This window comes from Roseobacter sp. GAI101 (genome assembly GCF_000156335.1).
Classification (GTDB): domain Bacteria; phylum Pseudomonadota; class Alphaproteobacteria; order Rhodobacterales; family Rhodobacteraceae; genus Sulfitobacter.
The window spans coordinates 2,115,845-2,127,936 of sequence record NZ_DS999213.1 but is presented as its reverse complement, the minus strand read 5'-3'; the positions used below and the strand labels follow the sequence as shown (position 1 = coordinate 2,127,936).

General features: G+C 59.6%; 14 protein-coding genes. 4 read left to right on the top strand and 10 right to left on the bottom strand.

The genetic code is table 11. From position 1 onward, the window contains the following. Window positions 1-84: 84 nt before the first annotated feature. From RGAI101_RS09870 to RGAI101_RS09860, 3 genes are all read right to left on the bottom strand, one after another. The gene (locus tag RGAI101_RS09870; protein ID WP_037229391.1) at window positions 85-543 is read right to left on the bottom strand and encodes a universal stress protein; all 459 of its coding nucleotides are present in this window, start codon (window positions 541-543) and stop codon (window positions 85-87) included. Window positions 544-636: 93 nt separating this feature from the next. After that, window positions 637-1,503, bottom strand: coding sequence for a branched-chain amino acid aminotransferase (locus RGAI101_RS09865; protein ID WP_008226360.1), 867 nt, complete (start codon window positions 1,501-1,503; stop codon window positions 637-639). A gap of 15 nt (window positions 1,504-1,518) precedes the next feature. Further along, window positions 1,519-1,755 (bottom strand): hypothetical protein, encoded by a 237-nt coding sequence (locus tag RGAI101_RS09860; RefSeq protein ID WP_008226959.1) that lies wholly within the window; start codon window positions 1,753-1,755, stop codon window positions 1,519-1,521. Between the two features lie 142 nt (window positions 1,756-1,897). On the opposite strand from RGAI101_RS09860, the gene RGAI101_RS09855 reads away from it, so the two are divergent. Together RGAI101_RS09855 and RGAI101_RS09850 are read left to right on the top strand one after the other, a co-directional pair. Continuing rightward, a complete protein-coding gene (locus tag RGAI101_RS09855; RefSeq protein ID WP_037229389.1) occupies window positions 1,898-2,602 on the top strand; it encodes a M48 family metallopeptidase in 705 nt (234 codons plus the stop codon). Between the two features lie 9 nt (window positions 2,603-2,611). Then, window positions 2,612-2,980, top strand: a complete 369-nt coding sequence (locus RGAI101_RS09850) for a YigZ family protein (protein WP_037227904.1) — start codon at window positions 2,612-2,614, stop codon at window positions 2,978-2,980. Here RGAI101_RS09850 and trhA read toward each other — a convergent pair. The 4 genes from trhA to rimO form a co-directional block, all read right to left on the bottom strand. After that, a complete protein-coding gene (trhA, locus tag RGAI101_RS09845) occupies window positions 2,975-3,595 on the bottom strand; it encodes a PAQR family membrane homeostasis protein TrhA (RefSeq protein ID WP_008229141.1) in 621 nt (206 codons plus the stop codon). The genes RGAI101_RS09850 and trhA overlap by 6 nt on opposite strands. A gap of 58 nt (window positions 3,596-3,653) precedes the next feature. After that, window positions 3,654-4,034, bottom strand: a complete 381-nt coding sequence (locus RGAI101_RS09840; protein WP_008226742.1) for a thiol-disulfide oxidoreductase DCC family protein — start codon at window positions 4,032-4,034, stop codon at window positions 3,654-3,656. A gap of 39 nt (window positions 4,035-4,073) precedes the next feature. After that, window positions 4,074-4,439, bottom strand: coding sequence for a hypothetical protein (locus RGAI101_RS09835; RefSeq protein WP_157044672.1), 366 nt, complete (start codon window positions 4,437-4,439; stop codon window positions 4,074-4,076). A gap of 701 nt (window positions 4,440-5,140) precedes the next feature. Then, window positions 5,141-6,511 (bottom strand): 30S ribosomal protein S12 methylthiotransferase RimO, encoded by a 1,371-nt coding sequence (rimO, locus tag RGAI101_RS09830; protein ID WP_008225669.1) that lies wholly within the window; start codon window positions 6,509-6,511, stop codon window positions 5,141-5,143. 63 nt (window positions 6,512-6,574) lie between these two features. Here rimO and RGAI101_RS09825 point away from each other — a divergent pair, with 63 nt between their 5' ends. Together RGAI101_RS09825 and trpB are read left to right on the top strand one after the other, a co-directional pair. Continuing rightward, window positions 6,575-8,506, top strand: a complete 1,932-nt coding sequence (locus RGAI101_RS09825; protein WP_008229016.1) for an AsmA family protein — start codon at window positions 6,575-6,577, stop codon at window positions 8,504-8,506. A gap of 159 nt (window positions 8,507-8,665) precedes the next feature. Continuing rightward, the gene (trpB, locus tag RGAI101_RS09820; RefSeq protein ID WP_008228728.1) at window positions 8,666-9,892 is read left to right on the top strand and encodes a tryptophan synthase subunit beta; all 1,227 of its coding nucleotides are present in this window, start codon (window positions 8,666-8,668) and stop codon (window positions 9,890-9,892) included. Between the two features lie 50 nt (window positions 9,893-9,942). Here trpB and RGAI101_RS09815 read toward each other — a convergent pair whose 3' ends face one another. From RGAI101_RS09815 to RGAI101_RS09805, 3 genes are read right to left on the bottom strand one after another with little or no spacing between them, the layout of a single operon-like run. Further along, window positions 9,943-10,524 carry a DUF4893 domain-containing protein gene (locus RGAI101_RS09815; RefSeq protein WP_008225976.1) on the bottom strand — a complete coding sequence of 194 codons (582 nt, stop codon included), beginning with the start codon at window positions 10,522-10,524 and terminating at the stop codon, window positions 9,943-9,945. After that, window positions 10,521-10,904, bottom strand: a complete 384-nt coding sequence (locus RGAI101_RS09810; RefSeq protein ID WP_037227901.1) for a DUF2237 family protein — start codon at window positions 10,902-10,904, stop codon at window positions 10,521-10,523. Before RGAI101_RS09810 ends, RGAI101_RS09815 begins: the two co-directional genes overlap by 4 nt. Then, window positions 10,904-12,076: a serine hydrolase domain-containing protein gene (locus RGAI101_RS09805; protein WP_037227898.1), complete on the bottom strand. Its 1,173-nt coding sequence runs from the start codon at window positions 12,074-12,076 to the stop codon at window positions 10,904-10,906. Before RGAI101_RS09805 ends, RGAI101_RS09810 begins: the two co-directional genes overlap by 1 nt. Between the last annotated feature and the right edge of the window lie 16 nt (window positions 12,077-12,092).

Genomic DNA, 12,092 nt, shown 5'->3' with positions numbered 1-12,092 from the left:
TGATCCAGATATGCGGGCTGACAGGGTGCAAGTCAAGGTTTGGAACGATTCTAAAACGCGGGGCGATTGCATCGGGACGGCCGATCAGGTGATCGCTTCGAGCCGTTCCTTGCTCAGGTCTCCGGGTACGATCGTGATCGGCACAGGCAGGCTGCCCGCATTGCGCGACAGTTGCGTGACCAAGGGGCCGGGGCCTGATTTCTTGTCCGTTCCCGCGCCCAGCACCAGCACGCCGACTTCGGGGTCTTCGGCCAGTTGCGCGATGATCTCGTCCACGATCACGCCTTCGCGGATCACGAGTTCCGGTTCAACCTGCAAACGGTCGCGCATCCACTTGGCAAAGACCTCGTAATGCACCTCGATCCGCTCGCGGGCCTCTTCGCGCATGACTTCAGCCACACCGATCCAGTGGTTGAATTCGTCCGGGGGAATGATCGAAAGGATCACGACCCCGCCGCCGGACTTTGACGCCCGCATCGCGGCAAAGCGCATTGCATTCAGGCATTCGCGGCTGTCATCCAGCACGACCATAAATTTACGCATCATGTCCTCCGGTTGGCAGCGTTGGCCCGCCATGATCCTGGGCGATCATGACTTGTGCGGGCTTGGCTGGCAATTGCGATTTTCTTTCAAACGTCAGGCCCGCTCAGAGGCGGCCCAATCCCAATACATCTCGCGCACCCTACGGGTGATGGGGCCGAGCTGGTATTGGGTATCGTCAAATGCTTTCACGGGCGTGACTTTCATCATGTTGCCCGACAGGAATACCTCATCTGCGCCGTGGAAATCATCAAAGCTGAGCACGGTTTCATGCACCTTGATCCCGTCGGCGCGCATGTTCGCCATGTGCCGCGCGCGGGTGATCCCCGCAAGGAACGTGCCGTTCGGGACAGGGGTGAACACCTCGCCATCCTTTACCATGAACACGTTGGCCGAGGCCGTTTCCGCGACATTGCCTATCGCGTCGGCCACCAGCGCGTTGCCAAACCCCTTGCTGCGGGCCTCGGCCATCATGCGGGCGTTGTTGGGATAAAGGCATCCTGCCTTGGCGTTCACCACGTTGTCCTCCAGCACGGGACGGCGAAAACGGGTACGGGTCAGGGTGGTGGCTGCTTCGGGGGCGGCCATCGGGATCTGTTCGAGGCTGATGGCGAAACCTGTCGCGTCCTGCAACGGCACGATCCCCAGTTCATCCCCGGCCAGGGCCCAATACATCGGCCGGATATAGATCGCCGCACTGCGGTCATAGCCTTTCAGCCCCTCGCGGACCATTTCGACCATATCTGCCGTTTCAACCGTCGGCGTGATCATCAGCGCTTTTGCCGACCGGTTGATCCGCGCGCAATGCGCCTCAAGGTCGGGGGACAGCCCGTCAAACATCCGCGCGCCATCAAATACTGTGGTGCCCAGCCAGGCCCCGTGGTCCGCTGCCTTGATGACCGACACATCGCCGTCATGCCATGCGCCCTCGAAATAGGTTTTGATATGGGTGCCTGTGGCCATGAGATATTCCTTTGATCAGCGTTTCGGGCTGGTCCGGTAAATACCTTCGGGCATGTTCAGCGCAAGGGTAAGATCGCGCAGTTGTTCAGGAGACAGATTGATTTTGCTCACCGTATTGGTACGCGGGTCCCATTGTTCAAACGTCACCACGCTGGCAAAGGCGTGAACGATCACGTCTTCGCGCAGGATTGATTTGCCTTCGTCGACCAGGGTGATCACACTGGCATCAAATTCGTGTTCGATGGTAAACATGACTTGTACAGTATGCTTTCGGCGGATCATTGCAAGGGCACCTCTTGGGTGGCTGTTCAACCACATCTTGCCACGGTAGACACGTGGCCTACATCAAGATCAATTCTGTGCAGATTACATAACGAGGAAGCCCAGACAGATGATGAGAATTTTTAGCGCGATTGCAGCTGTGGTTCTGGTTGCCGCCTGCGAACCCATCCCGGCCTCGGGGCCGATGACGCCGCAGCCTGTGCAAAACGCGCAGCCTTCGCTGAGCGGGCAGCAGACGACGCGCAATTTCCTGCGTGTGCTGCAAACTGTCGAACCGGTGGCCGAGCGCGAATGCCGCACGCGCACGACTGGTATCAACTGCGACTTCAACATCGTGGTCGATGACCGGCCCAATCAGCCCGCCAACGCCTATCAGACCGAAGACAAGGCAGGGCGCCCCGTGATCGCCTTTACGCTAGCGCTGATCGCCGATGCACGCAACGAAGATGAATTGGCCTTTGTCATGGGGCACGAAGCGTCACACCACATTGAAGGCCATATCGCGCGCCAGCAGCAGAATGCCGTTGCAGGGGCGGTGATCTTTGCGGGGCTCGCATCGCTAAGCGGCGGGGATTCCAGTGCCGTGGAAACGGCACAGCGGTTGGGCGCACAGGTCGGCGCGCGCACATATTCAAAAGATTTCGAGCTTGAAGCAGACGCTTTGGGCACTGTGATCACGGCGCGTGCGGGCTATAACCCGCTGCGCGGTGCCGAATTCTTTACCCGCATTCCCGATCCGGGCGATCGTTTCCTGGGTACCCATCCGCCCAACGCATCGCGGTTGGATACGGTCCGCCGCACGGCTGCGGGACTTTAAGGCGTCTCAATGCGGCAGCTTGGGCAGATCATCACGGACCGGGGGTCGAAATATGCGGTCTCGGGGTGCCCTGTGTCAGACCGAAACGCCGTCGACGCGGCCTTGAAAGAACTCAAGCGCGACAAGTCCTATGCCAAGGCCACCCACAACACTTGGGGCGTCGTCCTGTCCGACGGCACCCCGTTAAAGGGTGACGACGGGGAAGCCGGGGCCGGCATGGTCATCATCCGCATGTTGGAGCGTGAGGGCCTGTCAGATCACCTGATTGTCGTGACGCGGTGGTACGGTGGCAAGCATCTGGGCGGCGACCGGTTTCGCCATGTGCAAAGCTGCGTGCGTGCGTATCTGGACGAGATGGCCGAGGCTAACGGCCTATAGGCTAATCGCGATTGCCGAGAAAAAGCAGATGGATGCGGCCAGCACGAACCCGTGCCAGATCGCGTTCTGGAACCGCATGCCGGGATGCGCATAGACGATGGTCCCCAGCGAATAGGTCAGCCCGCCCACGGCGATCAGCACCAGCGCGACACCCGGCAATGTATTCCACATCGGCCAGATCAGTAGAACCGACAGCCAGCCCATGGCCAGATACAAGGCCAGCGAGGCCCTTGATTGCGCGCTCCAGAACAGCAGCTTGGCCACCGCGCCGATGATCGCCAGCACCCAGACGATGCCAAGGATGCCGTAGGCAAAACCGGTCCCGATCACCATGACGATGGGAGTGTAGGTTCCTGCTATCTTGAAGTATATCGCCGCGTGATCGACCCGTTGAAGCAGCGGGCGGGTCCTGTCGAATGGCAAGGTGTGATAGATCGCCGATGCGGACAGCGACAGGATAAAGCAGATCGCGTAAACGAGGGTCGCGATGACCGGTGCGCCCTGAACGCCGGCATGATCCATCAGCAAAAACGTTCCAGGAATCGCAAAGCCCAGCCCAAGCCCATGTACAGTGCTATCGGCAACGGTTTCAGCTGGGGAATAAGGATAAGCCATGATTAAATGCTAGCACCAAACGGTTTTGTTTTCATGAACGACTTTTGGCCATCACGTGCTATCTCTGCTCCTCCTTTTGCTGCCGTTTCAGGTGCCAACGGTACAATATCGGCGCAAGAACATGGTCATAAACCACACACGCCAGACCATGCACGCCGGGAAGGCTGACAACCCGCGCCACCCATCGCATCTGCGGGATTTCCTGCCACAGGACAATGAAGGCCGGAATGCCCGCATAGACCTGCCCGTCCTTGCGCAGGTGCAAGCGTCTTGCAGCCTCATCCGGCGTCAGACCCCATTCAGCCAACCGGCTGCCATCATTCAGATCGTCATACTGGATCGCCAAAGCCTGCGCTTGGCTCAACCGTTCATAGTGGTCAATCTCGCGACTGCACACGGCGCAACTGGCGTTATAAAGGACTTTAGTCTTGTCGGTCATGTCTATGAATATAGGTCGCGCCGGACCCAGTAACAGTCCCTAGCGCGGTTTGTTACTGTCGATCCATCGCGACATCATGGTTTTATCGCGGAAACATTCCTGCGGGACCTGGGTCCGCTTGAGCCTTGCAATACGCTCGGCAAAACCCACCTGCTTGGACGATGGATAATCGGCAAAGCGCCCCTCAAGGGGTTTCGGATTGTGGCCGTCGATCCATGCCGACAAAGCCGCCCGATCCGCTTCGATGCCGTCAGGCAGTTGCGCACCGGTTTTCGCGGCCAGGGCGGTCGCATATTGCATCTGCTTTGGCGTTGCAGGCAACGCGTGGCGGTCATCGTGATGATGCGCCGGAACCGCCACCTGATCGGAGGAGAAGATACCGGGGAAGTGAGGTTGATATGACATTCGTGAAACCTCCTGCATTTTACTATGGAACATATATAGAACAGTAACGGAACATTTGCAAGGTGAATGGTGTGGGTGTCTTACTCGCAACTCTACATGTAGGGTTCTGTGTTGAGGTTTAAACTACATAGGCGGCACTTCGCCGATTTCGTGTGGAGAACATCCAATGGGTAGCTGTGTTGTGCTTCGCGACAGAGTTTGCCCGAAACGCCATCAGGGTGGGGCAGATGCCGATGGTACCGCCTTGGTCTTTTTCAACTTCAGATCAGAATGAAATACCAACTGAATAGGGAAATGCCTGGTCGACCCTCGGCTTCGGGCTTTTCCATAATGTTGAAGGCTTTCGAACACTTCGTCAGGAATGTCCGGTGAGGCATCAAAATCAGTGATGTCCTGGCGGAGAGAGGCGTGGGTATACCTTCGCTCGCGACGACGTGAACCACGCTAAGCCTGCTTCGCCCAATAGGCAGAGGTGCCTCCGCTGCCCTTGATGAATTGTATCTTGAGAGGCGAATAGATCGTTCTGATTTTCAATGGTCGCGAGTACGCCAAATGCCGCCCAACAGGGCGGCGGTCACTTTGGCAAGAGAAGAGCCGTTTGTGATGCAAGCTCTGCTAAAGGGCACGTGACCAAGGCGCTCTCGAAACCAATCAAAACTTCGAGAGCCTCATTTCGCCGGGGCTATCCGGCCTCGGTCGCGTCAGACAACCCGACCCCACAGGTCATACTCGCCCGCTTCCTCGACCTCGACCGTGACGATGTCGCCGACCGACAGCCCCTCGAAGCCCTCGTCGATGAACAGGTTCCCGTCGATCTCTGGTGCGTCGGCCTTCGTCCGGCAAGTTGCGGCATCGCCGTCGATCTCGTCGATGATCACATCCATCCGACGCCCGACTTTGGCTTCCAGCTTGGCCTCGGAAATGGCCTGCGCTTTCTCCATGAACCGGTTCCAGCGGTCTTGTTTGACTTCGTCCGGCACATGATCTGGCAGCGCGTTTGACCGCGCGCCATCGACGTTTTCGTATTGAAAACAACCGACGCGGTCCAGCTGCGCCTCGTCCAGCCAATCCAGAAGGGTCTGGAACTCGGCCTCAGTCTCGCCGGGATAGCCGACGATAAAGGTCGACCGCAGGGTGATGTCGGGGCAGGTGTCGCGCCAGGCTGCGATCTCGTCCAGCGTTTTGGCTGCAGCAGCAGGGCGGGCCATGCGTTTCAGCACATCGGGGTGTGCGTGCTGAAACGGGATATCCAGATAGGGCAGCACCAGACCGTCTGCCATCAGCGGGATCAGGTTGCGGACATGGGGGTAGGGATAGACATAGTGCAGCCGCACCCACGCACCAAGCGACCCCAGATCACGTGCCAGATCGGTGATGTGGGCGCGGTGGCCGCGATCTTCGGCATGTTTGATATCAACCCCGTAGGCCGATGTATCCTGAGAGATCACCAGCAGTTCTTTCACACCGCCTTGCACCAGCTTTTCCGCCTCGCGCAGGATCGCATGGGCGGGGCGCGATTGCAGGCGGCCGCGCATGTCGGGGATGATGCAGAACTTGCATTTGTGGTTACAGCCCTCTGAGATTTTCAGATAGCTGTAGTGGCGCGGGGTCAGGCTGACGGCTTGGGCAGGCAGCAGGTCGATGAACGGATCGGGCGATGGCGGCACAGCGGCGTGCACGGCATCCAGGACCTGCTCATATTGGTGCGGGCCGGTGACGGCCAGAATGCGCGGATGATGTTCGCGGATGTAATCAGGTTCGGCCCCCAGGCAGCCTGTCACGATCACGCGGCCATTTTCCTTGAGCGCCTCTCCGATGGCATCAAGGCTTTCGGCCTTGGCGGAATCAAGGAAGCCGCATGTGTTCACGATCACTGCGTCGGCACCGGCATAATCTGGCGACACGCCGTAGCCTTCGGCCCGCAGGCGCGTCAGGATGCGTTCGGAATCGACAAGCGCCTTGGGACAGCCCAGGCTGACCATGCCGATGGTCGGCTGGCCGGGGCGGGACGGGGTACTGATTTTCGCTTGGGGCGCAAGATCAGGGCGTAGATTGGGTGGGTTTGTGCTCATGAAATGCGCTATAAGCCATGCAAAGGGTCTGGGAAAGGGCCTGTAACGGCAAGGAGACGGGCAATGAAATGGATTATCAGGCTGTTCGGGCTGGTTCTGCTGATCATCGTGGTCGGGATCGGGTCACTGTTCTTGCTGCCGGCGGACCGGATTGCGAAAGTGGCGGCGGACCAGCTGCGCAATTTGACGGGGCGCAACGTTGCCATCACGGGGGATGTCGGGCTTACGTTCTGGCCCGTGTTGGGGATCAACGCAGACGGGCTTGAGGTGGGTAATGCATCATGGGCCAAGGACGGTGCCATGCTGTCGGCGGCCAATGCGGCGATTGGCGTCGATGCCATGGCGCTGATCCGTGGCGAGATCAAGATCACCAACATCGAAGCGCAAAGCCCCACGATCCGGTTGGAACAGCGTCGCGACGGCCGCGCCAGCTGGCAGTTCACCGACGCGGGCGGCGACGCGCAGATTGAAACCGCGCCGACGGCTCCGGCCAGCACCCCGCGCCCGCTGACGATCCAACGGCTGAACATCACGGACGCGACGCTGATCTATGACGCCGAAGGCAGTGATCTGGTGCGCTACGAGGGGGTCGATCTGTCGCTGGACTGGTCCGAACGCGCTGGCCCTGCCGTGATCAATGCAGCACTTCGTCCTGCGGGGGAAAGGGTGTCGGTCGAAGCCACGATTGACCGCTTTGACCAGTTTCTGAACGGGGATGTGCGGCCCTTGCAGGCGCGCATCGATACCAAAGGCGGCGGCGCGAACCTGACCGGACGTGCGGGGCTTGCGGGGGCTGTTGCGGGCGATTTTTGGATAAAAACATCTGATACCGGGCGGTTTTTGGCGTCTCTGGGGGCAGCGGGTGTTGATCTGCCCCAAGGGTTGGGGCGCACCATGGACGTCAGGGCGCAGCTGACCATGACACCGGATCGCCGTCTTGCAATACGCGAGATGACAGCGGACCTTGGTGGGAATACGCTGCGCGGTGCTGCGGATATCACGCTGAACGGCACGCCTGACATCAACGCGCAGCTCAGCGCGGGTGCCTTGAATCTGGCGGACTTCGGGGGAAACGAGACTGCAGGCGGCGGTACCTCTGAGGCTTCGTCCGCCTCGGGATGGTCCAAGACCGCGATTGACGCTTCGGGGCTTGCAGCTTTCAACGGTGAAATCGCGTTGAGGGCGGACAGCGTCGAACTGGGCGCGCTTACCTTGGGGGCAACGCGCGTTTTGCTGCGCAATGACAGATCCCGCATGGTGGCTGAACTGCGCGAAATCAACGCCTATGACGGTGTGATCAGCGGTGAGTTCGTGGTGAACAATCGTGGCGGCCTGTCTGTCGGGGGCAAGCTGGCAGCGCAGGGCGTATCAATGCAGCCGTTGTTGCAGCAGACTGCGGGCTTGAATCGGTTCCGCGGCACCGGTGATGCCGAACTGTCGTTCCTGGGCAGCGGTCAGACGCTGGATGCCATCATGCGGTCGCTTGGCGGCAAGGGGGCCGTCAACATCGGGCGCGGCAGCATCGACGGGATCGATCTGGATGCGTTGATGGGGAATTTTGACGTCAAAGGGGGCACGACAGTGTTTGATTCGCTTGGGGCAACCTTCGGGATCGAAAATGGCGTGCTGGAAAATGGCGACCTGCTGATGCTGCTGCCCAATTTCACGGCAACCGGCACAGGGCAGGTGGGGCTTGGGGCGCAAACGATTGATTATACCGTGACGCCAAAAGCGCTGCGCGTGAACGGTGATCGCGGTCTGGCCGTGCCTGTGCGCATTGTCGGGCCTTGGGCTGCGCCTCGCATCAAACCTGACCTGCAAGCGGCGCTTGATCTGAACTTTGCGGACGAAAAGGCGAAAGTCCAGAACAGACTGGAGCAAAAACTGGAGGAAAGGCTGGGCCTTCAGCGGCAAGACGGGCAATCGGTTGAAGATGCCGTCAAGGACAAGCTGGAAGACAAGCTGAAACGCGAGTTGTTCAAGATGTTCGACTAGCGTGGCTGCCCGGAATTTTCAAAAATTCAGTATCGGAAAGTTCGAATTTCCCGGCCACCGCATCGGGCCGGGTCGTTTCGTGTCAAATCGCCGCCGCGTCCTCGTCTTTACCTAAGTGAACGGGGGCGCTATGGCTATGCCAAGCGCAAGGAGCATCTCATGGCCAATGATCTTTTCAACTCTTTCATGACCGGACCCGACGAGAACGGTCGTTTCGGCGAATTCGGCGGGCGGTTCGTCTCGGAAACCCTGATGCCGCTTATTCTCGAGTTGGAAGAGCAGTATGAGAAAGCCAAGACGGACGACAGTTTCTGGGCTGAAATGCACGATCTGTGGACCCATTACGTGGGTCGCCCCAGCCCGCTGTACTTTGCCGAGCGCCTGACCGACCATCTGGGCGGTGCCAAGGTCTATATGAAGCGGGACGAGCTGAACCATACCGGTGCCCACAAGATCAACAACGTGCTGGGCCAGATCATTCTTGCCCGCCGCATGGGCAAGAAGCGGATCATCGCAGAAACCGGCGCGGGGCAGCACGGCGTGGCCACGGCGACCGTATGTGCCAAGTTTGGCCTGCAATGTGTCGTCTACATGGGCGCGCATGATGTTGAGCGCCAAGCGCCGAACGTGTTCCGCATGCGCCTGCTGGGGGCCGAGGTCATTCCCGTGACGTCAGGCCGTGGCACGCTGAAGGACGCGATGAACGATGCGTTGCGCGATTGGGTCACCAACGTGCGCGATACCTTCTATTGCATCGGCACAGTGGCCGGTCCCCACCCTTATCCCGCCATGGTGCGCGATTTCCAAAGCATCATCGGCAAGGAAGTGCGCGAACAGATGATGGCTGCCGAGGGCCGGTTCCCAGACACTGTCATCGCTGCGATCGGGGGCGGGTCGAACGCCATGGGGCTGTTCTATCCCTTTCTCGATGACAAACAGGTCGGCATCATCGGCGTCGAAGCCGGCGGCAAGGGCGTGAATGAAAAGATGGAGCATTGTGCGTCGCTGACCGGCGGCCGTCCCGGCGTGCTGCATGGCAACCGCACCTATCTGCTGCAAGACGACGACGGGCAGATCCTCGAAGGGTTCTCGATCTCTGCTGGCCTGGACTATCCCGGGATCGGGCCCGAGCATTCGTGGCTGCATGACATCGGTCGCGCGCAATATGTGTCGATCACCGATGTCGAAGCGCTTGAGGCTTTCCAACTCAGCTGCAAGCTTGAAGGGATCATTCCCGCGCTTGAGCCGTCTCACGCGCTGGCCCATGTGATGAAGATCGCGCCGGAATTGCCCAAAGACCACATCATCTGCATGAACATGTGTGGGCGTGGCGACAAGGATATCTTTACCGTCGCCAAGGCGCTTAGCTTTGACATGAAAGTCTAAGCGGACTTTCATCAACGAATACATCAGGGCAGCGTTCGCGCTGCCCTTTTTTATCGTGTCAGCTCAAGAATATCGAAGTCGCTTTCCACCACCGGGGCCGGGAACATCAGCCGTGCGCGCTGGTTGCTGACGCGTTCGAATACCGCGATGTCGGGCTGTATCTCACCGTCGCCCGCGTAATCAGCGGCCAGATCAGCGTAGTCAGGCGGCGTCTTGCCCGCGACATAGCCGACGCCGCTATAGATCGCGCGCCCGTCGCGCAGGGCAATAAACCCGCGCGTGCGTTGCGAACCGCTTAGCTTTTCGAACAGATAGCCGTCGCCCTGAAACGTCAGGCGGCATTTGAAGGGGCTGTAGACGACCAATCCGGTCAGCCCGCCCAGCTTCATGGTGCGGCAGGACCATTCGCCGCCCAGTCCTTCGTCAAAGGCGACCTGAGCGGTGCCAGACAGCGCCCGGGTTAGCGCGTCCACATCTGCGGGGGATCCGGTTTGAAACGCCTGCAACATGGCGCGGCCCGCGGTCTGGTCGAACCGTTCAAGACGCGATTGTTCCTGAGGGCGCAACGTTTGCTGGGCCGTCGCAGGCAGTGCGGCGCAGATCAGCGCCAGGGCAAGCAACCGTCCCTTCATGCGTCGCCTGCGGTAATCGCATGTGCCAGCAACACCTGCAAAGGTACGATATCCAGCGCACGCTTGTGGGTCGCCTCCAGATGCACCTTCGGCCCGCAGCCTTCTTCGGCTGCCTGCAAGAAACGTCCGGCGCACAGGCACCATGGATCGCCGGGGTTCAGCCCGACAAAGCCGAATTCGGGGCGCGGGGTGCTAAGGTCATTGCCGACATATTTCGAAAAGGCCAAAAACTCGGCTGTCATTACGGCGCAGACGGTGTGGCTGCCTTGATCGGCGGCGCAGGTATTGCACAGCCCGTCGCGAAAGAAGCCCGTTACCGGATCGGTGCCACATACCACCAGGACACCATTCAGGACGTTTATACTGTCTTCAGGCTCCATCAGATATCCTCCAAGGCGGTGCTGATCTGGCGAAAGATATCGACGTTCTGTTCGCTGACCCCTGATTGTCGAAAATTCCGGTCGGCGGCGTTTGTGGCAATCACCACGCCCGCCGCGCGGTTGATATAGATATACTGGCCATAGACGCCACGGGCCATGAACTCCCCTGCCGCAGCCCCTTTGGGGATCCACCATTGATAGCCATACCCGATCGCCCCCGCCGCAGTGGGGGCCGATGCCGCCGTCGAGGCTGCCACCCAGGCCGCAGGGATGATCTGGCGGCCGTTATAGGCCCCGTCCTGCATGAACATCTGCCCCATGCGTGCATAATCGCGGGTGGTCAGGTTCAGCCCGCCCAGAACAAAGCCCACGCCCGCCCCGTCGGTCAGGTAGTAGGGTTCGTATTCCAGCCCCATCGGCACAATCACCTTTTCGCTGAGCAAATCAGGCACCGAACGCCCTGTCGCCCCGCGCACGACCATCCCGATCACGTGGGTGTCGATCGACACATATTGCCACTGCTGACCGGGCGCGGCAAAGCGATCCGTCAGCTCGGCGGTGAAATCATCCAATGTGCCGCCCAATGCAATGACACGGCCCATGCGGTTGATATCCGAATCCTTGTCCAGATAATCCTCGTCAAAGGTGACGCCGCTGGCCATGTTCAGCACGTTGCGGATCGTGGCCCCGTCATAGGCCGTTCCGATCAAGCTTGGCGCATATTGGGTGACCTGGTCATCCAGCGACCCGATCTGCCCCTCGTCCAACAAGATGCCGACCAGACCTGACAAGTAGCTTTTGGCGACCGACCAGCTGATCCGCCGGTCATCGGGGTTCGTTCCCTTGTAGTAATCCTCGTAAACGATCTGCCCGTCCTTCAGAACGACAAGTGCGGTGACATCGCGCGCGGTGATCCAGTCATTTACCTGCGGCGGCAAGGTGAATTCATCGCCATAGCCCAATTCGGCGGTGGGGCCATCGCCGCGGGGCACAGGGGTGGACAGAAACGCCTGATCCATGTGGCTGAAGTTGAAGACGATCTTTTCGGGTGAGAACAGCGAATTGACCGCCATCAGCCGCGTGATCTCGTCCCGTTTCCACAGGCCGACGACCACTGCCGCCAGAATCAGCGCCAACAAGATCCGCCCCAGCCATTTTCCGAATGTTCGCATCATCAACTCCCTGCCA

Excerpts from the sequence above, each read along its gene's own strand:
- RGAI101_RS09860 (WP_008226959.1), bottom strand. The coding sequence starts at position 1,755 with ATGTTTACCATCGAACACGAATTTGATGCCAGTGTGATCACCCTGGTC.
- rimO (WP_008225669.1), bottom strand. The coding sequence starts at position 6,511 with ATGAGCACAAACCCACCCAATCTACGCCCTGATCTTGCGCCCCAAGCG.
- RGAI101_RS09810 (WP_037227901.1), bottom strand. The coding sequence starts at position 10,904 with ATGGAGCCTGAAGACAGTATAAACGTCCTGAATGGTGTCCTGGTGGTA.
- RGAI101_RS09805 (WP_037227898.1), bottom strand. The coding sequence starts at position 12,076 with ATGCGAACATTCGGAAAATGGCTGGGGCGGATCTTGTTGGCGCTGATT.
- RGAI101_RS09865 (WP_008226360.1), bottom strand. The coding sequence starts at position 1,503 with ATGGCCACAGGCACCCATATCAAAACCTATTTCGAGGGCGCATGGCAT.
- RGAI101_RS09840 (WP_008226742.1), bottom strand. The coding sequence starts at position 4,034 with ATGACCGACAAGACTAAAGTCCTTTATAACGCCAGTTGCGCCGTGTGC.
- trpB (WP_008228728.1), top strand. The coding sequence starts at position 8,666 with ATGGCCAATGATCTTTTCAACTCTTTCATGACCGGACCCGACGAGAAC.
- RGAI101_RS09815 (WP_008225976.1), bottom strand. The coding sequence starts at position 10,524 with ATGAAGGGACGGTTGCTTGCCCTGGCGCTGATCTGCGCCGCACTGCCT.
- RGAI101_RS09835 (WP_157044672.1), bottom strand. The coding sequence starts at position 4,439 with ATGTCATATCAACCTCACTTCCCCGGTATCTTCTCCTCCGATCAGGTG.
- trhA (WP_008229141.1), bottom strand. The coding sequence starts at position 3,595 with ATGGCTTATCCTTATTCCCCAGCTGAAACCGTTGCCGATAGCACTGTA.
- RGAI101_RS09850 (WP_037227904.1), top strand. The coding sequence starts at position 2,612 with ATGCGGCAGCTTGGGCAGATCATCACGGACCGGGGGTCGAAATATGCG.
- RGAI101_RS09870 (WP_037229391.1), bottom strand. The coding sequence starts at position 543 with ATGCGTAAATTTATGGTCGTGCTGGATGACAGCCGCGAATGCCTGAAT.
- RGAI101_RS09855 (WP_037229389.1), top strand. The coding sequence starts at position 1,898 with ATGAGAATTTTTAGCGCGATTGCAGCTGTGGTTCTGGTTGCCGCCTGC.
- RGAI101_RS09825 (WP_008229016.1), top strand. The coding sequence starts at position 6,575 with ATGAAATGGATTATCAGGCTGTTCGGGCTGGTTCTGCTGATCATCGTG.